The organism is Microcoleus sp. LAD1_D5 (assembly GCF_036702115.1).
Taxonomy (GTDB): domain Bacteria; phylum Cyanobacteriota; class Cyanobacteriia; order Cyanobacteriales; family Microcoleaceae; genus Microcoleus.
Genome location: NZ_JAUBSA010000004.1, coordinates 37,185 through 58,131, shown reverse-complemented (window position 1 = coordinate 58,131; position 20,947 = coordinate 37,185). Strand labels below are relative to the sequence as shown.

The 20,947-nt window shown below is 47.0% G+C and carries 15 protein-coding genes, 1 tRNA gene, 1 pseudogene and 1 other annotated feature; of the genes and pseudogenes, 12 read left to right on the top strand and 5 right to left on the bottom strand.

Annotation, left to right across the window (positions count from 1 at the left end):
• Positions 1-142: 142 nt before the first annotated feature.
• Positions 143-1,240 carry a HAMP domain-containing sensor histidine kinase gene (locus QUA70_RS03180; RefSeq protein WP_333344974.1) on the top strand — a complete coding sequence of 366 codons (1,098 nt, stop codon included), beginning with the start codon at positions 143-145 and terminating at the stop codon, positions 1,238-1,240.
• Between the two features lie 76 nt (positions 1,241-1,316).
• On the opposite strand, the gene QUA70_RS03175 is transcribed toward QUA70_RS03180, so the two are convergent.
• A complete protein-coding gene (locus QUA70_RS03175) occupies positions 1,317-2,426 on the bottom strand; it encodes an alpha/beta hydrolase (protein ID WP_333324481.1) in 1,110 nt (369 codons plus the stop codon).
• 154 nt (positions 2,427-2,580) lie between these two features.
• Between QUA70_RS03175 and QUA70_RS03170 the strand changes: the two genes are divergently transcribed.
• From QUA70_RS03170 to QUA70_RS03160, 3 genes are all read left to right on the top strand, one after another.
• Positions 2,581-7,389, top strand: coding sequence for an amino acid adenylation domain-containing protein (locus QUA70_RS03170; RefSeq protein ID WP_333344972.1), 4,809 nt, complete (start codon positions 2,581-2,583; stop codon positions 7,387-7,389).
• A 38-nt stretch (positions 7,390-7,427) separates the two neighbouring features.
• Entirely contained in the window at positions 7,428-11,501 is a 4,074-nt protein-coding gene (locus tag QUA70_RS03165; RefSeq protein ID WP_333344970.1) for an amino acid adenylation domain-containing protein, read from the top strand.
• Between the two features lie 160 nt (positions 11,502-11,661).
• Complete coding sequence (locus tag QUA70_RS03160) at positions 11,662-11,922, top strand: hypothetical protein (RefSeq protein ID WP_333333916.1); 261 nt, start codon at positions 11,662-11,664, stop codon at positions 11,920-11,922.
• 63 nt (positions 11,923-11,985) lie between these two features.
• Here QUA70_RS03160 and QUA70_RS03155 read toward each other — a convergent pair whose 3' ends face one another.
• Positions 11,986-13,359, bottom strand: coding sequence for an inorganic phosphate transporter (locus QUA70_RS03155; protein ID WP_333333914.1), 1,374 nt, complete (start codon positions 13,357-13,359; stop codon positions 11,986-11,988).
• Positions 13,360-13,426: 67 nt separating this feature from the next.
• Here QUA70_RS03155 and rplS point away from each other — a divergent pair, with 67 nt between their 5' ends.
• On the top strand, positions 13,427-13,810 hold the full coding sequence (gene rplS / locus QUA70_RS03150) for a 50S ribosomal protein L19 (RefSeq protein ID WP_333047681.1): 384 nt from the start codon (positions 13,427-13,429) through the stop codon (positions 13,808-13,810).
• A gap of 133 nt (positions 13,811-13,943) precedes the next feature.
• Positions 13,944-14,016 (top strand) — tRNA-Trp (locus QUA70_RS03145).
• A 58-nt stretch (positions 14,017-14,074) separates the two neighbouring features.
• On the opposite strand, the gene QUA70_RS03140 is transcribed toward QUA70_RS03145, so the two are convergent.
• The gene (locus tag QUA70_RS03140) at positions 14,075-14,269 is read right to left on the bottom strand and encodes a hypothetical protein (protein WP_333410306.1); all 195 of its coding nucleotides are present in this window, start codon (positions 14,267-14,269) and stop codon (positions 14,075-14,077) included.
• Between the two features lie 78 nt (positions 14,270-14,347).
• On the opposite strand from QUA70_RS03140, the gene secE reads away from it, so the two are divergent.
• The 6 genes from secE (at position 14,348) to rplL (ending at position 18,071) form a co-directional block, all read left to right on the top strand.
• Complete coding sequence (secE, locus tag QUA70_RS03135; protein WP_333333910.1) at positions 14,348-14,581, top strand: preprotein translocase subunit SecE; 234 nt, start codon at positions 14,348-14,350, stop codon at positions 14,579-14,581.
• Entirely contained in the window at positions 14,578-15,216 is a 639-nt protein-coding gene (gene nusG / locus QUA70_RS03130) for a transcription termination/antitermination protein NusG (RefSeq protein ID WP_333253475.1), read from the top strand. The genes secE and nusG overlap by 4 nt, the downstream gene beginning before the upstream one ends.
• Before the next feature lie 3 nt (positions 15,217-15,219).
• A complete protein-coding gene (rplK, locus tag QUA70_RS03125; RefSeq protein ID WP_006635588.1) occupies positions 15,220-15,645 on the top strand; it encodes a 50S ribosomal protein L11 in 426 nt (141 codons plus the stop codon).
• 223 nt (positions 15,646-15,868) lie between these two features.
• Positions 15,869-16,582: a 50S ribosomal protein L1 gene (gene rplA, locus QUA70_RS03120; RefSeq protein ID WP_333333908.1), complete on the top strand. Its 714-nt coding sequence runs from the start codon at positions 15,869-15,871 to the stop codon at positions 16,580-16,582.
• 109 nt (positions 16,583-16,691) lie between these two features.
• Positions 16,692-16,864, top strand: a sequence feature (ribosomal protein L10 leader region).
• Positions 16,865-16,893: 29 nt separating this feature from the next.
• Entirely contained in the window at positions 16,894-17,544 is a 651-nt protein-coding gene (rplJ, locus tag QUA70_RS03115; RefSeq protein WP_333344966.1) for a 50S ribosomal protein L10, read from the top strand.
• A gap of 137 nt (positions 17,545-17,681) precedes the next feature.
• A complete protein-coding gene (rplL, locus tag QUA70_RS03110; protein WP_333333904.1) occupies positions 17,682-18,071 on the top strand; it encodes a 50S ribosomal protein L7/L12 in 390 nt (129 codons plus the stop codon).
• A 296-nt stretch (positions 18,072-18,367) separates the two neighbouring features.
• On the opposite strand, the gene QUA70_RS03105 is transcribed toward rplL, so the two are convergent.
• Positions 18,368-19,990 carry an FAD-dependent oxidoreductase gene (locus QUA70_RS03105; protein ID WP_333345063.1) on the bottom strand — a complete coding sequence of 541 codons (1,623 nt, stop codon included), beginning with the start codon at positions 19,988-19,990 and terminating at the stop codon, positions 18,368-18,370.
• Positions 19,991-20,170: 180 nt separating this feature from the next.
• A pseudogene (locus QUA70_RS03100) lies at positions 20,171-20,947 on the bottom strand (CopG family transcriptional regulator); the annotation flags it as partial.

Below are 20,947 nucleotides of genomic sequence, written 5' to 3'. Positions count from 1 at the left end.
TTCACGATGAGATTTAGACCTGTTACTTGCTAACCTCCTAAACGCTGAGGCTGCCTAGATACTTGCAAAACTGCTTGCGGGGCCTTATAAATAAGGGAGAAAATCTTCTCTCAACAGCCACTCATCCATAAAATTAGAAACGATGTCCAACCAAGCGTCTGACCGTCTTAAACAAAATTCTGAAAAAATTATGGGGATGTGGGAGAAGCGGGCGCGTGAGGAAGTCGGTGCATCAACGCATCAAAATTCTCTTGTCTTGCAAGATTCCCTACCTCTGTACTTAAACCAACTGGTAGATGAACTCTCAAACAGAATTGTCAGGACACCTGCCCGAATTACAGCCGACGAGGTAGAAAGTACCCGAATTGGCAAGCTGCATGGGCATGAACGGGCCGGGTATGCTGACTACTCCATGACTAACCTAATTTTCGAGTATCACCTCCTCCGTCAAGTAATATTTCAAGTTTTAGAAGAAGAAGCACCTTTAGGAGTGGAGGATCGAGACATTATTATCGGCTCCATTGAGCAAGCCGTTAATGACGCGGCCACTCAATTCTCCGAAACGCTGCGAGATATTCAAGAATTATTTATGGTGACGCTAACTCACGATCTCAGAAATCCCATTAGTGTTGTAAAAATGGGAACTCAACTAACTCTGCGGCGGCTTGAACGAGGAGACACCCATAGGGATGTGGCGACGAGGATGCTCAGTGCGATCAATCGGGTGGATTCGATGATTCAAAATCTGCTGGATGCGAGTCGGCTGCGGGCAGGGCAGAGCTTAAAGATTGAATTTGAAGAATGCGATTTTGAGATGCTAGTCCAAGAGGTAGTACAAGATTTGAGCTTCACGTATGGAGAGCGGTTTATTTTGGTAGCTGAGTCTGAAATTAGGACTTATTGCAGCCGTAAAGAAATACGGCGGGTGATTGAAAATTTAGCAATTAACGCTGTGAAATATGGTAATGCTACTACGCCGATTACACTTACGCTCCAGCAAACTGAAACGCAGATCAGCCTTAGTATCCATAATGAAGGCAATCCGATCGCCCTAGACGCTCAATCCATCCTATTTCAACAATTTCGTCGAACCATCTGTGCCGAGGAGCAAACCGGCTGGGGATTAGGATTATTTTTAGCAAAGAGTATTATTGAAGCCCATAAAGGGACACTTGCGGTTGAAAGTGCAGAGGGCAAGGGGACAAGCTTTATTATCAACTTACCTAAAATTCTTTTTTAGTTTGGGACATTAAGACTAAGAAGAAAAATAGGGTATCCCCAGCCAGAAAATACAGGATTTTAACTCACATTTTTAGTCACGAAATTTCAGTGCAGAATGCCCTGACAGCTTCTGCAAACTCTTGGTTATGCTCGATTAATGCCATGTGTCCTCCTTTCTGTATAGTAACTAGCTCTGCTTGAGGTAATTCTGCTTTCATCCGCAGGCTAGCTGGGGGGGTAGTGGCGATATCTGAATCGCCGCATATCACCAACACAGGAATGTCAATTGATGGCAAAGTTTTGGTTTCGTCAAATTTGAGCATTCCCAGTGTGCCGCGAGCGAGAACGCCGGGAGAACCCAAGGCTGATAAAAAAGCTGAGAACTCTAATTGACCGCGCGTTTCAGTGCCTTTAAATCCCGATAATTCTACACTGATGTGCAGTGAACCATTGAGATAGCTCAGCCAAGTCATTCCCCACATAATGGGTTCAAGAGCTATGGTGAGGTAGAGCATAGGTTGAAGCAGCGGCTTTTGCAAAGCGCGTAATAAACCGCTAAAAATAGCGGTTTTGAGGGGATTAGTATAAGTCGTATTTACCAGAATTAAACCAGCTACTCGACTACCGAGAAGTTCTGGAAAAAGCCGACTGAATGTTAGAGAAATCATGCCGCCTATGCTGTGTCCGAGTAGGATAACAGGTTTAGTTCCTGCTATGGCAATGACTGCTTCGAGATCGCGGGCAAATTTTTCTAGGGAGTAGTCGCTGTTTTTTGGTCGAGTGGATTTTCCTAGACCTGGAAGATCCCAAACAATCACTCGGAAGCGATCGGTTAGTTGCCGTTTCGCGTAATACCAAACCATACTGTTGGGCCCCCAACCATGTGAGAGGATAATCGGCTGTCCGTCCTCTGGGCCGTAGAATTCTACTTGTAAAATAGTGCCATCAGGCCTCTCTACCCGCTGCACCGTACCCGTCCGCGTCGGCTTCGGTTCGTCAGCACCGGGGCGGCGGAACAACGGCAAACTGATAAAGCGGCCGCCAACAGACCAAAGAAGCATCAAGACTCCGCTGACTAAGTAGGAAATCCCTACAAGTTCGCCGATGTAATATTCATAGAGAATGTATATACCTCCGCCAAGTACGCCGATGGACAGCAGTCCCACGAGCCATAGAAACAGGAAATTGAAGGGCATGAACGGCATAAGCTGAAACCTTGGGTAGGATTTTGGTTGCGGATTCAAACAGAATCATACTTAGGTTAGGCCACAGTCGGCAAGGGGTAAGTTAAGCTCTTAACTTGTGCGCTGGTGGAATTTCTTTGATTGATTTGCCCAAGTAATGACAGGATGACTCCAAATGCCCGATCCAAAAATATCGAGTTCATCGCCAAATGCCAGAGATTCTGTCAGGGTGGAGTTAGTTGAGTTTTTATCTTACCTTCGCAGTCTAGATATTAATATTTTTATTGAGGGATCTCGCCTGCGCTGCAACGCTCCAGAAGGAATTATTACACCCGAACTGCGCGCCGAAATTTCTCAGAAAAAAACCGAAATAGTTTCATTTTTAAAAGCAGCTAATCGTACTTCTAGTTTTACTTCTACACCGATCGTTCCTATGGGGCGGGACGGAAATCTCCCGCTTTCCTTTGCACAGCAGCGCTTGTGGTTCCTCGACCAATTAGTACCGAACAATCCCTTCTATAATGTTCCCGCAGCATTGCGTTTGACAGGTTCGCTCAATTTTTCGGCGCTGCAACAAACCTTCAATGAAATTGTGCGCCGCCACGAAGCTTTACGCACGACTTTAGCAGTAGTTTCGGGCCAAGCTGTTCAGAGAATAGCTGCCGCTTTCCACCTTCCGATTAATGTAGTGGACTTGCGAAACTTGCCACAGGAATCTCGACAAACTGAAGCAAACAGGCTCACCACTGAGGAAGCTCAACGCTCTTTCAATTTGTCGAATGACTTGTTGCTGCGAGTCACATTATTGCAGTTAGATGATGCCGAATATTTATTAATGCTGAATATGCACCATATTGTCTCCGATGGTTGGTCTATCGGAGTGCTAATTCAGGAATTAGACGCGCTTTACACGGCATTTGCTAGCGAAAAACCTTCGCCTTTACCGGCTTTGTCGATCCAGTATGCTGATTTTGCAAAATGGCAGCGCGAATGGCTGCAAGGGGAAGTTTTAGAAACGCAGCTTGCTTACTGGAGACACCAATTAAACGGCATTTCTATGCTAAATTTGCCTGCGGATCGACCCAGGCCAGCAATTCAAAGTTACCGAGGCAAAAGGCAATTTTGGCAACTGCCAAAACAACTGAGCGAGGCTTTAGAAACGTTGAGCCAGCGCGAAGGAGTGACGCTGTTTATGACAATGCTGGCAGCTTTTAAAACGTTGCTTTACCATTACGCGCAGCAAGAAGATATTGTTGTAGGTTCGCCGATCGCCAATCGCAACCGTAGTGAAATTGAAGCATTAATCGGGTTTTTTGTCAACAGTTTGGTGTTGCGTACAGATTTGTCGGGAAATCCAACTTTTCGGGAACTTTTAAACCGAGTCAAAGAGGTAGCATTAGGAGCTTACGCTCACCAAGATTTGCCGTTTGAGAAGTTAGTAGAAGAACTGCACCCCGATCGCGCGTTGAACCAAAATCCCTTATTTCAGGTGGCGTTTGCGCTGCAAAACGCGCCGGGGAATCGGTTAGAATTGCCAGAGTTAACACTCAGCCCGCAGCAGTTAGATGTGGGTACAGCGCGGTTTGATTTGGAGTTTCATTTGTGGGAGCGATCGCCCAACAGTTCGGGAAGCAACCAATCGCCCAGCAATAAGCTGTGGGTTGATAGCTCTCTGGGCATCAGCGGCATGGTTATTTACAGTGCCGATTTATTTGATGAAGCTACGATTACCCGCATGATCGGGCATTTTCAAACTCTGTTAGAAAGCATTGTGACAAATCCCGAACAGCGCATAGCAAACTTGCAATATTTGAGCGCCAAAGAGCGCGATCATTTGTTAGTTGAATGCAACAATACTCAGGCAAATTATCCGCAAGATTTGTGCATCCATCAGCTATTTGAAATGCAGGCCGATCGGACACCGGATGCGGTGGCGCTGGTATTTGGAGAGGAGCGAGTCACCTATCGAGAGCTAAATCTCCGCAGCAACCAACTAGCACGTTATTTGCAAAAAATTGGGGTTGGGGCGGAAGTTTTAGTCGGGCTTTGCTGCGGGCGATCGCTCGATCTGATGGTGGGGATGTTGGGTATCCTGAAAGCGGGAGGAGCTTACTTAATTTTAGATCCGAGTTATCCTGCTGAGCGATCGAGCTTTATGCTAAAAGATGCTGAATTATCTGTTGTGTTAACTCAGCAGCAATGGGTAGAGAATTTGCGCTCGCCCAATTTACAGATAGTTTGTTTAGACACAGACTGGGAGATGATTTCCCAAGAAATTGCCGACAATCCCACCAGCGCAACCACGGCCGAAAATCTGGTTTACGCGATTTACACCTCTGGCTCCACGGGAAAGCCGAAAGGAGTTGAAATTGAGCACGGGAGCTTGTTAAATCTCGTTTTTTGGCATCAAAGAGAGTTTGGGGTGTCAGCGGGCGATCGAGCAACGCAAATTGCAGCGATCGGCTTTGATGCTTGCGGGTGGGAAATTTGGCCTTATCTCGCCGCGGGAGCTAGCATCTACTTTCCAGAAGAGGACATCAGGCGAGATCCTGAAAAACTGCAAAACTGGTTAGTATCAAACGCGATCACAATTAGCTTTTTGCCAACACCTTTAGCCGAGAAAGTTTTGCTATTAGATTGGCCTCAAACAACAGCGTTACGAATCTTGCTCACAGGCGGCGAAAAACTGCAACAACATCCTTTAAAATCCCATCCATTTAAGCTAGTAAATAATTACGGCCCAACCGAGAACACCGTCGTCACAACTTCCGGTTATATTCCTGTAACAGAGCAAACAGACATCGCCCCGACAATTGGTCGCCCCATTGCTAACACTCAAATCTACATATTAGACAAATATTTGCAGCCAGTGGCGATCGGCGTTGTTGGCGAATTGTACATCGGCGGAAACGGACTCGCTCGCGGCTACCTCAACCGCCCAGATTTAACCGCACAAAGCTTTATTGTCAATCATTTTAAACCAAATTCAGGAGAGCGAATTTACAAAACCGGCGACTTAGTGCGCTACAGAGGCGATCGCAACCTTGAATTTTTAGGACGCATGGACGAACAAGTAAAAATTCGCGGTTTCCGCATCGAATTAGGAGAAATCGAGACACTATTAACTCAACATCCGGCCGTGCAGCAAACTGTAGCAATAGCTTCTGAAGATGGACAGGGAGATAAACGTTTAGTAGCTTATATTGCCCTGAATGCAGAATATAGCGTTGCCCGCGAAAAAAGCCAAATAATGCAATTGCAAGACGAACAGGTTTTGCAGTGGCAAATGCTCTACAATGAAACTTACAATCAACCTGCTGTTGAGTCAGATCCAACCTTTAACATTGTCGGCTGGAATAGCAGCTATACTAATCAGCCAATCCCAGCAGAACAGGTGCGCGACTGGGCGAACAATCAAGCCGCCCAAATTTTAGCTTTGCAGCCTAGCCGAGTGTTAGAAATTGGCTGCGGCACAGGTTTGTTGCTGTTCCAAATTGCCTCTCGCTGCACTCAATATTGCGGCACCGACTTTTCACCTATTTCGCTCAACTATATTCAGCAGCACTTGGCAAATCAACAATTAGCTAATGTAACGCTGCTTCAGAAAATGGCGACAGACTTTGAAGGAGTAGAGACAGCAGCTTTTGACGCAGTAATTCTCAACTCTGTCGTGCAATATTTCCCGAATATCGACTATCTCGTGCAGGTGCTAGAAGGTGCGGTGAAAGCAACTGCTCCCGGCGGCTTTATATTCATCGGAGATGTCCGCAGCTTGCCGTTGCTGGCAGCTTTTCACGCTTCCGTACAACTGTATCAAGCCGAACCTTCTCTCTCTGGCGAACAGTTGCAGCAGCGAGTACAAATGCAAATTTTTCAAGAAACAGAGTTAGTTATTGAACCAGATTTTTTTAGCGCATTAAAGCAGCGCTTTCCGCAGATTGGCGACGTAGAGATTCAATTAATTCGCGGTACTTATCACAATGAGTTAACTGATTTTCGGTACAATGCGATTCTGCATATTTCATCTGAAACAGCACGCCCAAAATCATCGCCAAAAGGGGAGTGGGGCGCCGAAAAACGGCTGGATTGGTTGGATGAAAATCAGAATCTGACTGTTACCAAGGTGCAACAAATATTATTGCAAAATCAACTGGATGTTTTAAGAATTACTAATGTGCCTAATGCGCGGGTAATCGCAGCAGTTAAGGCGGCAGAATTGCTGTCTGTTGTCGATAAATTTCCAACAGCAGGTCAGTTGCAGAAAGCCGTGGAAAAAGTCGAGGATTTAGGAGTAGATCCCGAAGCGTGGTATGCTTTGGAAGTCCCGTATAATGTTAATATTAGTTGGTCTAATTCCGACAGTCAAGGGCGCTACGATGTAGTGTTTGCCCGGGGCGAAACTAGAGATTTTGTGCGAGAAACCCGACGCGATAACTTGCGTCCTTGGCGCTCTTATGCTAACAATCCCTTACAAGCTAAAGCAGCGCGTAAATTAGTGCCACAGTTGCAGGCTTATCTAGCAGAAAAACTGCCGGAATATATGGTTCCGTCGGCTTTTGTGGTGCTGGAGTCGCTACCGGTGACGGCTAACGGAAAGGTCGATCGCCTCGCTTTGCCTGCACCTGAGCCGATTAAGTTAGAATGGGCTGGCGGTTATGTTGCGCCTCATACTTCTATTGAGGAAGTTTTAGTTAAAATTTGGGCTGAGGTTTTGGGGATAAAGCGAGTGGGTATCCGGGACAATTTCTTTGAATTAGGAGGCCATTCGCTGCTGGCGACTCAGCTTGTTTCTAGAGTGCGAGATGCTTTCGGGGTAGAGTTGCCTTTGCGCCGGGTTTTTGAAGCGCCGACAATTGCAGAATTATCTAAGATTGTCGAGAGTTTAAAAGAGAGCGATGCTAATATTAAAGCTCCTGCTTTAGTGGCGATTTCTCGGGACAGTCGGCGGATGAAGCTATCATCTTTTAATCAAGAAAGTAAATAAAAATGAGCGCTGTTGAACAGGGTACAGTTTAGATAAATATGCAGCAAGAAACAGATGTTTTCGTTTTCCCCGCATCATTTGCTCAGCAGCGGCTTTGGTTCCTCAATCAATTAGCACCGGGCAATCCTTTCTACAATGTCTCAACAGCGCTCCGCTTAACAGGTTCCCTCAACTTAAGCTCCTTAGAGCAAACCTTCAACGAAATTGTGCAGCGGCACGAAACTTTACGCACCACTTTTACGCTTTTGGAAGGGGAACTCGTACAAATTATTGTTCCCATTCTCACCGTATCCCTCCCCACAATTGACTTACAAAATCTCTCCCCAACTCAGCAGAAAACCGCAGCGCTGCAACTCGCAACCGATGCAGCGCAAAGCCCTTTCGATTTAGCAGCCGGGCCGTTATTCAAAGTAACGCTGTTACAACTCAGTGAAACAGAACATATATTGTTGCTGAATTTACATCATATTGTGGCTGATGGTTGGTCGATAGGAGTGCTAATTCGAGAGCTGGGAACGCTCTACACAGCATTTGTAAAAAATGAGCGATCGCACTTACCCGCACTGCCCGTGCAGTACGCCGACTTTGCAGAGTGGCAGCACCAATGGTTGCAGGGGGAAGTATTAGAAACTCAGTTAGCTTATTGGCGGCAGCAGTTAAACGGAATTACCACACTCAATCTACCAACAGACAGGCAAAGACCAGCGGTTCCCTCCTACCGCGGCGCTAAACAATTTATAACACTATCACCTGCTTTGAGCGAGGCGCTAAAGTCATTGAGCCAGCAAGAAAGCGCGACTTTATTTATCACTCTACTTGCCGCTTTTCAAACTTTGCTGTACCGCTATACAGGACAAATAGATATTGCAGTAGGAACGCCGATCGCCAATCGCAACCAGAGCGAAATAGAAGCATTAATCGGTTTTTTTGTCAACAGTTTAGTGCTGCGTGCAGATTTATCAGGAAACCCAACTTTTCGGGAACTATTGCATCGGGTAAAAAACGTCGCAATGGCAGCCTACGCTCACCAAGATTTGCCCTTCGAGAAGTTGGTTGAGGAATTACACCCCGATCGCGAGTTGAGCCGCAATCCCCTATTTCAAGTTAGTTTCAGCCTGCAAAACACTCCTGTAGCAGCGCTAGAATTGCCGGGAATCGCTGTCGAGGCGATCGACTTTGACGCAGGAACCGCCAAGCTAGATTTAGAGTGCCACTTGTGGGAAGATGCAGGAAGTATTCAAGGGCAATTTGTCTACAGCACCGACTTATTTGATAGCGCCACAATTGCGCGCATGGCGGGACATTTCCAAACGCTGCTTGAAGCCATTGTTGCCAATCCCAAACAGCACCTCAGCGACTTGGCTTTGCTGACAGCGCCAGAATACCAGCAATTATTAATCGATTGGAATGACACTCAGAGAGATTATCCGCAAAACCAGTGTTTCCATCAGCTATTTGAAGATCGAGTCGCGCGAGTGCCCCATGCTGTCGCCGTCGCCTTTGAAAACCAGCAGTTAACCTACCGCCAACTCAACAGCCGAGCCAACCAACTTGCACATTACTTGCAGCAATTGGGAGCAGCACCAGAAGTTTTAGTGGGCCTTTGTGTAGAACGTTCCTTAGATGCGATCGTCGGATTGCTAGGCATTATCAAAGCAGGCGCAGCCTACCTGCCTTTAGATCCAACTTATCCTCAAGAGCGGCTTAACTTCATGTTAGAAGATGCTCAGGTGTCGATTTTGGTAACTCAGCAGCACCTAGCAAAAAACTTGACGCAGCCGGAAAATTACGGAGTTTTTTCAGTAGTGTGTTTGGACTCCGACAGAGAAATTATCGCCCGACAAAGCCCAGAAAACCCAACTACAAATATCCTACCAGAAAACCTAGCCTACGTCATTTACACATCGGGTTCAACCGGAAAACCCAAAGGCGTTTTAATCGAACATCGGGGACTCTACAACTTAGCCCTAGCTCAAATAGAAGCTTTTAACTTAAACTCAAATCACCGCATTTTGCAATTCGCCTCCCTGAGTTTTGATGCCTCAATTTTTGAGATTGTCATGGCATTAGGAACCGGAGCAACACTTTACTGTGCCAAGAAAGAATCATTGTTGCCCGGACAAACATTAATCCAATTTTTGCAGGACAATGCTATTACCCACGCTACCCTCCCGCCCTCGCTGCTAGCTGTCCTTCCAAACGCCGAACTTCCCGCACTGCAAACAATCATCTGTGCTGGCGAATCCTGTTCCCCGGATATTGTTAAACGCTGGGCTTCCCGGCGCAGATTTTTTAACGCTTACGGCCCTACAGAAGCGACAGTCTGGTCAAGTTTGGCCGAAATTGGCGATTCCCTGCGGGATAGCTTCGCTTCACGCAAAAAACCGCCAATCGGCCGCCCCATAGCTAACACTCAACTCTATATTTTAGATAAAAATTTACAGCCTGTACCCGTTGGAATTCCCGGTGAATTGTACATCGGCGGCAGCGGATTGGCGCGAGGCTACCTGAACCGCCCCGAATTAACCGCCCAGCGATTTATTGCTAACCCCTTTAGCCAGAAAGCAGGAGAACGAATTTATAAAACTGGTGACTTAGCTCGCTATTTTCCCGACGGCAATATTGAGTTTTTAGGCCGCACTGACGAACAGGTAAAAATTCGCGGTTATCGAATAGAATTGGGAGAAATTGAAGCGCTGCTGGTTCAGCATCCAGCAGTCAAAGAAACAGCGGCGGTTGCTGTGGATGATTTGTCTGGCAACAAACGCCTAGTTGCTTATATCGTCCCCAATCACAATCAGACGCTTAATCCCGTGGAAATGCGTAATTTCCTCAAACAACAACTGCCCAATTACATGATTCCCAATGCTTTTGTGACGATGGATTTTCTGCCCCTAACTCTCAATGGCAAAATTGACCGCCTGCGCCTACCTGCACCGGGAAATCTAACTAGCAATTCAATAGATAAAAGCTGCATTGCACCTCGCACACCAACCGAGTCAACCCTCGCCGAAATTTGGGCCACAATCCTCAACGCAGAGTGCGTTGGCATTCGCGATAACTTCTTCGATTTGGGTGGAGATTCCCTGCTGGCAATCCGCCTCATCAATGAGATTAACCAGCAATTTGAGCGCGAGTTGCCGCTGTCTGCTCTTTTTTTAAATCCGACAATTGAAGGTTTAGCAGATGCGCTAAATTCAGGAACAAATTCTCTGGAATGGTCGCCTTTAGTTGCAATTAAGCCTCGCGGTAAAAATCCCCCGTTCTTCTGCATCCATCCCATCTTTGGCGTCGTGTTTCCTTATGTCGAGTTAGCGTATCAGCTAGGAGAAAACCAACCGTTTTACGGGCTGCAACCAAAGGGTATTGACGGCGAAAGTTCTCCGTTAACTAGCATTGAAGACATGGCGGCTGACTACATCGCAGCCTTGCGTACCGTTCAACCAAAAGGGCCTTATTTTTTAGGAGGTTGGTCTTTTGGAGGTTTGGTTGCTTTTGAGATGGCTCAACAGTTGCTCGTAGCAGGGGATGAAGTGGCTTTGCTTGCTGTGCTGGATACTTTAGCGCCGGTTTCTGCTAACAAACCTTCTTTTTGGGACGGTTGCAAGTTTATTCTGACTACTGTTTCGCGCTCTATCTGGCCTTTTGTAGTAGATTATTTTCGCTTGGTGGCTGGTGCAGAAAATGTTCAAAGTGGCGGTATTGCTGCCAAATTTCCGAAATTAAATAAGATGCTTAATTTTGCAGCTAATTTTTGGCATCGCTGGAATTGGAAACAGGCGGTTATGGTTAGCATCCTATCTCAGGAGTCAAAAGAAAGAAGCTGGCGCGAGCTGGCAATTCCCTCGATGTTTACTGTATTTCAGGCCAATAGTCAAGCAACTCTCAGCTATCGACCGAAAATTTATCCGCAGCGAATTACTCTGTTTAGATCGAGGGAACAGCTAAGCATGAATCATCATGATCCGACTCTTGGCTGGAGCGAATTAACGACCCAAAAAGTTGAGGTGATTAGAGTTCCTGGGAATCATCTTACTATGTTGAGAAAGCCTAACGTTGAGGTGCTGGCTCAAAAGCTGAAGCATTGCTTTGAGGAGGAATTAAGTGATTGAGGAACCCGCGTGCTTGTGTGTCGAATAAAATAATCTTTATCACGTTTGTAGTGAGGACTAAAGTCCTCAGAATTTTATGAGACTCAAGGGACAGGGCATTGCCGTCTCCCTACTGTACTGGAATACGCTTTATCACGCTTGTAGTTAGGATGTCAAAAAATTGCGATCGCCCGAAGAACACTTTTTGCAACTAGAAATCATCATGCAGCGCCACGCCGCAGCACTCGAAGCTGAAGTCAGAGCTTTGCAAGCCGCTGACGAAACCGCCCAGTGGCCTCCTGACTGGAAGCGTTGCTATAATTGGCGTTTCGCTAAAATTTTCGCTTCAGTGAAGATTTTTCGCAACTGGGCTGCAGATGCTGCGGCTTGGAAGTTTTTGCCTTCGCGAGTTTATCCCAACCGAGGCAATCAGAAGGATTAGTCCGGTGACAGTGGACTGTTGACTGTTGACTGTTCTGAAATGCCTCAATCTAAAATCTAAAATCTAAAATTGCCCAATGGATTGCGCGATGCTGAAGATGATAGCAGCCAAACCTGCTGCGATCGGAATTGTCACCAACCAAGCCGAACCAATTGACAGCAAAGTTTGCAAGCGTACTGTTTTCCAAGCTTTGATCAGCCCGACTCCGACGACTGCACCGACTAAAGCGTGGGATGTGGAAACTGGCAAACCGAAGCGGGATGCTAGCAAGACTGTGGTGGCTGTGGCTAATTCCGCGCAAAATCCGCCGCTGGGTTGGAGTTCGATGATCTTTTCGCCGACTGTGGCAATTACATTTTTGCCCCAGATGGTTAAACCGATGACTATTCCTGCCCCTCCGACGACTAAAATCCACAGGGGAACGCTGAAATCCCCTGAGGGAAAGGAACCTGTGCGCCGGATGTAGGCGATCGCAGCTAGGGGAGCAACTGCATTTCCTACGTCGTTGGAACCGTGGGCAAATGCTACAAAACAGGCGCTCAAGACTTGAAATCTCGCCATTTGTTGCTCGATGGGAGAGTGACGGAGTTTCGGAGTGGCGGAGGAGTTTGTACTTGGGCCGAATCCCTTATCCCCTCTTCCTTCTTCCTTCTTCCTTCTTTCTTCTTCCTTCTCAACGGATTCTAATTTTTTCCAACTATTGAGTGTGAGGGCCATCGCAGCTATTGCCCCGATGCCAATGACAATATCGTGAATTGGAAGATTCCACCCAAATCTATCCTGCGCCGCGGCGATCGCCCCTGTCTGCACCAAAGCGACATTCACAACAGACGGCAGTACAATTACCCCAAATACGCTCAGCAGTGCTGCACTCAGCCAAGGTATCCACTCGCGCATTTGAGATAGAGGATCTGGCCGATCGAGAATCGAATACTTCACCACACTGTAAAATAGCGCGGCTAAAGCACCGCTAGCAAAAGGTGTCGCCACCCATGTTAGGGAGATGGTGCCGATGGTTCGCCAATCCACTGCATTAATTCCGGCTGCAACACAGCTAAAACCCGCGATCGCGCCCACCACTGCATGGGATGAAGAAACGGGCAAACCTCGACTGGTAGCGATTTGCAGCCATATCCCGCAAGCTATCAGCACTGACACCATCCCGATTAAAAATACTTGCGGTTTGGCCGCGAACACTTCTGCATTCACAACTCCTGTTGCCAGAGTTTCGGAAACTCCTTGCCCAAACAGCACTGCGCCGGAAAACTCGAGTATGCCTGCAACAATTATTGCCTGCCGCAGCGTTAGCGCCTTAGAGCCTACGGATGTCCCCATCGAGTTAGCGACATCGTTTGCCCCCAAGTTGGCGGCGACGTACAAGGCCAGTGCCGCCATTGCCCCTAGTTGCAGAAATACGACTCCAGAGGTATCTAACATAGAAATTTTTTGACATAAAACGGGCATTTCGATATATGATAAGGGATTGTGAGTTTTGGTAAATCCCATGAAAGGCGCAGAAATAATCCGTTCAATCGAGACGGCAGAAATAAATAGAGTCAAGGTAGAACTCAGCAAAGTTCTCCCCGAAATTTACGTCGGCGACACAGTGCGAGTCGGCGTGAGAATTAAAGAGGGTAACAAAGAACGGGTTCAGCCCTACGAAGGGACTGTGATTGCCATGCGTAACGGCGGGATTAATGAAACAATCACGGTCCGTCGCGTGTTTCAGGGCGTCGGAGTGGAACGGGTGTTTTTGATTCACTCGCCCCGCATCGCCACGATCCAAGTGATGCGCCGCGGGAAAGTTCGCAGAGCAAAACTTTACTACCTGCGCGATCGGGTGGGCAAAGCTACTCGCGTCAAACAACGGTTCGATCGCTCCCTGTAGGAATGCACCCAGCTTCCCCTTGGTTCATGATTCATGGGAAATTGAGAAATTTCAAAAAAAGTTTTCCATTTATGAGCGCACTGTGTTAAAATAGAAATCTAGGGGTTAAGCGAGTTTCAGCAACCTCACCTGTGCGCTCTTAGTTCAGTTGGTAGAACGCAGGTCTCCAAAACCTGATGTCGGGGGTTCAAGTCCTCCAGGGCGCGCTGAATCACCAAACTTTAAATTCTGCCCGAAAGCGCCCGGATTATTGGCTGGCAACAGTCAAAACCGCAAACTTTCGGGTAGAATTAATTTTTGTGGGCGGTTCGCAAAAAATGCCATCAACAAATGCTCGGTGTGGCTTCTTGATCGTCGGTTTCGGCGATCGGCAATTACATCGTTGAAGGGTTGGGCTTGTAAAAAAGTGAGGGCTTTGGATTTGAGATTTTGGACTTGGGCGTAAGTGGTTAGTGTCAAAAAATCTGAGAGCCGCGGGCCACTCACACCATCTAAAATCTAAAATCTAAAATCTAAAATCGCAAGGGGGATTCAATCGTGGCGAAAAAAGACGAAGCTCAAGAAACTCAAGAAATAACGGCGTCTGGGTTTAATCCTGCGGGTTTTTTTAAGGAAACTAGAGAAGAACTCGACAAAGTGGTTTGGCCAAGCCGGCAGCAGCTAATCAGCGAGTCTTTGGCCGTGCTTTTGATGGTAATCCTCTCAGCAAGCCTGATCTATTTTGTGGATAATTTCTTTAACTGGGGCGCGGGAAAGGTGTTTGGGCCATGACTTTTGCATCAGAAGAATCTGAGTATTCCACAGAAGCGACGGGACAGGCAGCATCGCCAGAGGTGCCGGAGATTGATGCTCGCTGGTATGCTGTTCAAGTTGCCTCTGGCTGCGAAAAGCGGGTGAAGGCCAACTTGGATCAGCGGATTCAAACTTTGGATGTTGCCGATCGCATAGTTCAAGTCGAAATTCCGCAAACTCCGGCGATCAAAGTCGGCAAAGACGGTTCCAGGCGGCAGTCAGATGAAAAAATCTTTCCCGGCTACGTACTCATCCGTATGTTTATGGACGAGGATACGTGGCAGGTGATCAAGAATACCCCGAATGTAATTAATTTTGTCGGGGCAGAGCAGAAACGCCGCTACGGGCGCGGCAGGGGTCACGTCAAACCGCTACCTCTGAGTCATTCGGAAGTAGAACGGATCTTCAGAAACGCTCAGGAATCAGAACCAGTTGTCAAAGTATCGATGTCTACGGGAGACCACGTTGTGGTACTTTCCGGGCCATTTAAGGATTTTGAAGGTGATGTGATTGAAGTTAGCCCGGAACGAAACAAGCTCAAAGTTTTACTCTCGATTTTTGGGCGCGATACGCCTGTAGAATTGGAGTTCAATCAGGTTCAGAAACAGAACTAACTAATGGCAAAGAAAGTTGTTGCAGTAATTAAGTTGGCGATTACGGCGGGAAAAGCCAACCCAGCTCCTCCGATCGGCCCAGCCTTGGGTCAGCACGGCGTCAATATTATGATGTTTTGCAAGGAGTACAATGCTAGAACCGCAGACCAAGCGGGTCTAGTGGTTCCGGTAGAAATTTCGGTTTTTGAAGACCGCAGTTTTACGTTTATTCTCAAAACCCCGCCGGCGTCGGTTTTGATCCAAAAAGCCGCTGGCATTGCTAAAGGTTCGGGAGAACCTAACCGCAAGCAAGTAGGGACGATTACACAGGCTCAGTTGCGAGAAATCGCTGAAACCAAAATGCCTGACCTCAATGCTAATGATGTTGAGGCTGCTATGAAAATTGTGGCAGGAACGGCTAAAAATATGGGCGTGGCGATCGCTGATTGAAGTCAGTTGTCAGTTGACAGTTGGCAGTTGTCAGTAATTCAGGATTTTGAAGGTCAAATCTTCAATCTAAAATCCAAAATCCAAAATCCAAAATCGATCGGTTCAGGGGGAGAAGCAAAGCTTCGCTAGTAACCGAAAACTGATAGATTTTAAGATTGTCCGATAGGTTCAATCTAAAATCTAAAATCTAAAATCTAAAATCGACTGACCCCAGGAGATAACAATGGCAAAGAAAGTATCGCGAAGACTGCAAGAACTTCAAAAGAAAGTTGAAGACAGACCTTATCTACCACTGGAAGCTCTGCAACTTTTGAAAGAAACAGCAACCGCTAAGTTTGGCGAAGCTGCTGAAGCTCACATCCGTTTGGGAATTGACCCGAAATATACTGACCAACAGTTGCGGACAACTGTATCGCTACCAAAAGGAACTGGTCAAGTAGTCAGAATTGCGGTGATTGCTAAGGGCGAAAAAGTTAAAGAAGCTCTGAATGCCGGCGCGGATATTGCTGGTTCTGAAGAGTTGATCGATGAAATTCAGAAGGGCATGATGGACTTCGATTGCCTGATTGCTACCCCAGACGTGATGCCGTTGGTGGCAAAATTGGGTCGCTTGTTGGGCCCGCGTGGTTTGATGCCTTCTCCAAAAGGTGGCACGGTGACGACTGACCTTGCTCAGGCGATCAACGAGTTTAAAGGTGGTAAACTAGAATTCCGTGCCGATCGAACTGGCATCGTTCATGTTATGTTTGGCAAGGCAGCTTTCTCAGCGGAAGATTTGCTGGTCAACCTTCATGCTTTGCAAGAAACAGTTGACCGCAACCGTCCTTCTGGTGCTAAAGGTCGCTACTGGCGCAGTTTGTACGTATCCGCAACAATGGGCCCGTCGATTGAAGTCGATATCAGTGCCCTGCGCGATACCAAACTTGATGCTGCGTAGAAAGAATTAAGCAGAAGGCAGAAGGTAAAAGACAGCTTCGGCTGTCTGTGTAAATCTCTCACAAGACTTACGCTAGACCCTTGCTAATGTCTGCCTTCTGATGATAGCCTAATCAAAAATCAATAAGCTGAAGACCGCAGGTGCCGATCGCTTAATTTCCTGCCGAGGCTGAAGAAATAAAAACTCAAGACTCAAAGATTAGAAATTTTCTATTTTTAATTCTGACTTGTTAATTTTTAATTCTCTGCCCCGGCTCGAAGGTCGGGGTTTTTGACGGGCAATTTTCGATCCTAAAAGGAGGTGAAATAAGTATGGGCAAAACTTTAGCAGTAAAAAATGAGATTATTGCAGACCTCAAGCAAACCTTGAGCGAATCTCAATTGGCGATCGTGATTGACTACACGGGCTTAACTGTTGCTGAAATCACAGATTTGCGTCGGCGTTTGCGTCCGAAAGGCAGCAGTTGCCAAGTAGCAAAAAACACGCTGATGCGAATTGCGGTTGAAGGCAACGAAACCTGGCAGCCGATACAAGAATTGCTAACAGGTACGTCGGCGTTTCTGTTCGTGCAAGAAGATATTGGCGGCGCGATTAAAGCTTACCAAGAATTCCAAAAAGTCTCTAAGAAGACTGAACTTCGCGGCGGCGTGATGGAAGGACGGGTACTGAAAGAAGCTGATGTTAAAGCATTAGCTGATCTGCCGTCGAAAGAACAACTCATGGCTCAAATTGCTGGCGCTATCAACGGTGTCGCAACCAAGTTGGCTGTGGGTATCAATCAAGTTCCTACTTCGATCGCTCGCGGTCTTAAAGCTTATGCTGAAAAAGACGGCGATTCAGCAGCAGTAGAAGCAGAAGCACCAGCACAAGCTGAAGCAGAAGCACCAGCACAAGCTGAAGCAGAAGCACCAGCACAAGCTGAAGCAGAAGCACCAGCAGAAGCTGAAAGCACATCTGCGTAAGTCATTAGTAATTAGTCACGAGTCAAGAGTTGTTAGTTTTGAGAAACAAACTCATGACTGGAGACGAGAAACTCATAATTAATGAGCAATCCACAATCCACAATCCACAATCTACAATCGAACTAGGAGTTCAAAAAATGTCTACTGCAACTGATGAAATCTTGGACAAACTTAAGTCTTTGACTTTGCTCGAAGCATCTGAATTGGTCAAGCAAATTGAAGAAGCTTTCGGCGTCAGCGCTGCTGCTCCTGTAGGCGGCATGATGATGATGGGCGGCCCTGCTGCTGCTGCTGCTGAACCAGTAGAAGAGCAAACCGAGTTTACTGTCATGCTGGAAGAAGTTCCTGCTGACAAGAAAATCGCAATTCTGAAGGAAGTCCGCGCCATTACTGGTCTGGGTCTGAAGGAAGCAAAAGACTTGGTAGAAGCCGCACCGAAGGCAGTTAAGGAAGCTATTGCTAAGGAAGCTGCTGAAGAAATGAAGAAACAGCTTGAAGCTGTGGGCGCAAAGATTTCTATCAAGTAGTCAGAGAATGTAGTTGACAGGTTGAAACCTGTCGCTATGAAACCTCAGTTTGCTGGTGCAGACTGAGGTTTTTTCGGTTAATTTGATATCAGGTTTGTAGAGGACTAAAGTCCTCAGCTTTTTGGAGGACTTTAGTCTTCTACAAACCTATAGCGGTTATTTTACCGAACACGATCAGCTCTTGGACATCTAAATTGTCTTTTTGGGCGGGCGAGACGCCCAACCCCTACTCCCCACAAGAATTTCATCAAACTTGACTATAAGATTTAGATGCGGCTGGGCTGATTACCCAATCATCAAAATTCTGCTTCCATTTGCCGCACTACTGTTAAAGCAGAATAGGAAACACCGGCAGTTCCTTCTCCCGGATGGGTGGAGTCGCCCACTAACCACAAGTTTTTAATTGGTGTGCGGTTGGCAAATCCGAAGGGCCCGAAGGTTGGTATTCGCTGGCCGAGGCCACCCACAACGCCTCTATCTCTCGCTGTGTAGCGGGCAAAGGTGCGGGGTGTGGCGGCTTCTTGGTGTACGATCGACTCTGGCGTCAAATTGAAATATTCGCTCAAACGGGCGATCGCCCCTGCGGTATATTTTTGCTTCAATCCTTCATAATTAGCCGAATTCCACCACATTCGAGTATTGGTAAATGACGAAGCGATAATTGTCGCCATGCCTTTTGGTGCTCGGCCATCACCCGGATGGCTGACAGAAACAAATAATGAATTATTCTCCCCAATCTCGCCGTCGTAATCGTAGAGAAACTGAAGGTGCGGCGGACAATTTTCTGGAATTGCGCTTTCATATACTCCCAAATATATCACGAAAGCACCGGATGCGGGCGGCAATTTATCTACTCGATATTTGTAGCCTGCCATTTGATTTGGGAGTTGGTTTTTTGTCTTTGAAGTCTCTGATTTAACCGATAAATTATCTGTTAAATTATCTGTTAAATGTTCGAGAATCGGCTCGCTTGACAACAATTTTACTAAATTTTGCGCGGTGACGTTGGCAACAATGCGATCGGCAGTTTCTGTCCAAACTTCGCCGGTTTTTTGATTGCGAATCACTGTACCGGTGGCTTTGCCGTTGGCGGTGACAATACTCTCAACTGTATGCCGCAACAGGACTTTGCCGCCGTCTCGTTCGATCGCCTCTACAAGTCGATCGCTCAATACCTGCATACTTCCTTGTAGATGATACAATCCCTGCGGCATTTGCGAAACTCCTAAAGCCGTCGCCGCGTAAAGTAGCGCCGTTTCTTCGGTATCAACTTGAGAATACAATTTTAACTGCAAATCCAGAAAAGTTCTCAAGCGCAAATTGTCGCCCAACCCACACAGCCGCAAAGCATCTCCCACTGTCATAAAAGTGAAAGGCAAAGTAATTAGAGTATCGGGGCGAACTGCTTGAATTAATTGCCACAAATCCCATAAGTTTCTGGGCGGTAAAACTGGATCGCGCCCTTGAAACTTCCAGCTAGCTTTGAACAATGCAGACAATAATTGCCAAAAAGGTTCGCTTCCAGGAAACTGCCGCTGCCTTTCTTCCTGCCACTTTTGCGGATCTCGCCACACGCTAATCGGTGCGGTTTCTCCCGGCAAAAACACCGCACAAGCGGGATCGCAGGGTGTCGCGGCGGGAAGTTCTATGTCTAATTCTGAGAAAATTCGGTGGTGAATGCCTCCGGGTTCCAATCCTGCAACCTGCGTGGCGCCGACATCGAAGGTAAAGCCTTTGCGTTTGAAGGTGGAAGCGCATCCTCCGGGGACGATCGCCTGTTCTAAGACTAGCACTTTGTATCCTCTGCGGGCTAGCAGGGCGGCTGCTGTCAGCCCGCCGATGCCGCCTCCAATTACCGTGACGCGGATCTTAGTGTCTGCTGGATTGGATTTGCTCTCAGGGGTGCGATCGCCTGTCATAAATTTATTTATTGTAATATTTCTTAATAGTATGCTCATATTTTGCAATAAAAAGCTCTTGTAGCGACAGGTTGAAATCTATCGCTACAAGAGGAAGGAGGCCGAGTTTAGAGGACGTTTTAGGGGTTAAGTGCTCCGGGCGCACCCGGATCGTTAGACTGTGCCGTGCTGATGAGAGAATCAGTGACGGCGCCACTTGTTGAGATAAGCTTCGCCAATCCCAGCCACAGCCTGCATTTGAGCTAGCTGTTCCCGTAAAGCTTTGATGGTTCTTAGCTGTTCTTGAGACTGTTGCTGCAAAGCGTCGTAATTCCGCTGTATCGCCGCACTCTGGTTCAATTGATTTTCCAGATATTGCAACTTGCTCAGTTGAACCTGGAAGTCGCCGATCGCACTTGACTTTTCTGCTAACTCGTGCTGCAAAGATTCGTAACTCGACTTCGACACGGTTTCCTGGAATTGGCTTTCGAGATTTTGCTTTTCGGTGGCGAATTGCTGCTGCAAAGATTCCAAAGCACTGGATTTTTCTGCGACTTGCTGCTGCAAAGATTCCAGAGCACTGGATTTTTCGGCTAGCTGTTGCTGAAACTCGTGTTCCCGCTGTTCTTTTTCGGTGGCTAATTGCTGCTGCAAAGATTCCAGAGCACTGGATTTTTCGGCTAGCTGTTGCTGAAACTTGTGTTCCCGCTGTTCTTTTTCGGTGGCTAATTGCTGCTGCAAAGAAGCGATCGAACTTTCGCGTTCACTCAACTCCTTCTGTAAACTTTCGTAACTTGACTTCGCTACAGTTTCTTGCAATTGGCTTTCGAGATTTTGCTTTTCAGTAGCGAGTTGCTGCTGCAAAGAAGCGATCGAACTTTCGCGTTCACTCAACTGCTTTTGTAAACTTTCGTAACTTGACTTCGCTACAGTTTCTTGCAATTGGCTTTCGAGATTTTGCTTTTCAGTAGCGAGTTG

Excerpts from the sequence above, each read along its gene's own strand:
- QUA70_RS03180 (WP_333344974.1), top strand. The coding sequence starts at position 143 with ATGTCCAACCAAGCGTCTGACCGTCTTAAACAAAATTCTGAAAAAATT.
- QUA70_RS03175 (WP_333324481.1), bottom strand. The coding sequence starts at position 2,426 with ATGCCGTTCATGCCCTTCAATTTCCTGTTTCTATGGCTCGTGGGACTG.
- QUA70_RS03170 (WP_333344972.1), top strand. The coding sequence starts at position 2,581 with ATGCCCGATCCAAAAATATCGAGTTCATCGCCAAATGCCAGAGATTCT.
- QUA70_RS03165 (WP_333344970.1), top strand. The coding sequence starts at position 7,428 with ATGCAGCAAGAAACAGATGTTTTCGTTTTCCCCGCATCATTTGCTCAG.
- QUA70_RS03155 (WP_333333914.1), bottom strand. The coding sequence starts at position 13,359 with ATGTTAGATACCTCTGGAGTCGTATTTCTGCAACTAGGGGCAATGGCG.
- rplS (WP_333047681.1), top strand. The coding sequence starts at position 13,427 with ATGAAAGGCGCAGAAATAATCCGTTCAATCGAGACGGCAGAAATAAAT.
- nusG (WP_333253475.1), top strand. The coding sequence starts at position 14,578 with ATGACTTTTGCATCAGAAGAATCTGAGTATTCCACAGAAGCGACGGGA.
- rplK (WP_006635588.1), top strand. The coding sequence starts at position 15,220 with ATGGCAAAGAAAGTTGTTGCAGTAATTAAGTTGGCGATTACGGCGGGA.
- rplA (WP_333333908.1), top strand. The coding sequence starts at position 15,869 with ATGGCAAAGAAAGTATCGCGAAGACTGCAAGAACTTCAAAAGAAAGTT.
- rplJ (WP_333344966.1), top strand. The coding sequence starts at position 16,894 with ATGGGCAAAACTTTAGCAGTAAAAAATGAGATTATTGCAGACCTCAAG.
- rplL (WP_333333904.1), top strand. The coding sequence starts at position 17,682 with ATGTCTACTGCAACTGATGAAATCTTGGACAAACTTAAGTCTTTGACT.
- QUA70_RS03105 (WP_333345063.1), bottom strand. The coding sequence starts at position 19,990 with ATGACAGGCGATCGCACCCCTGAGAGCAAATCCAATCCAGCAGACACT.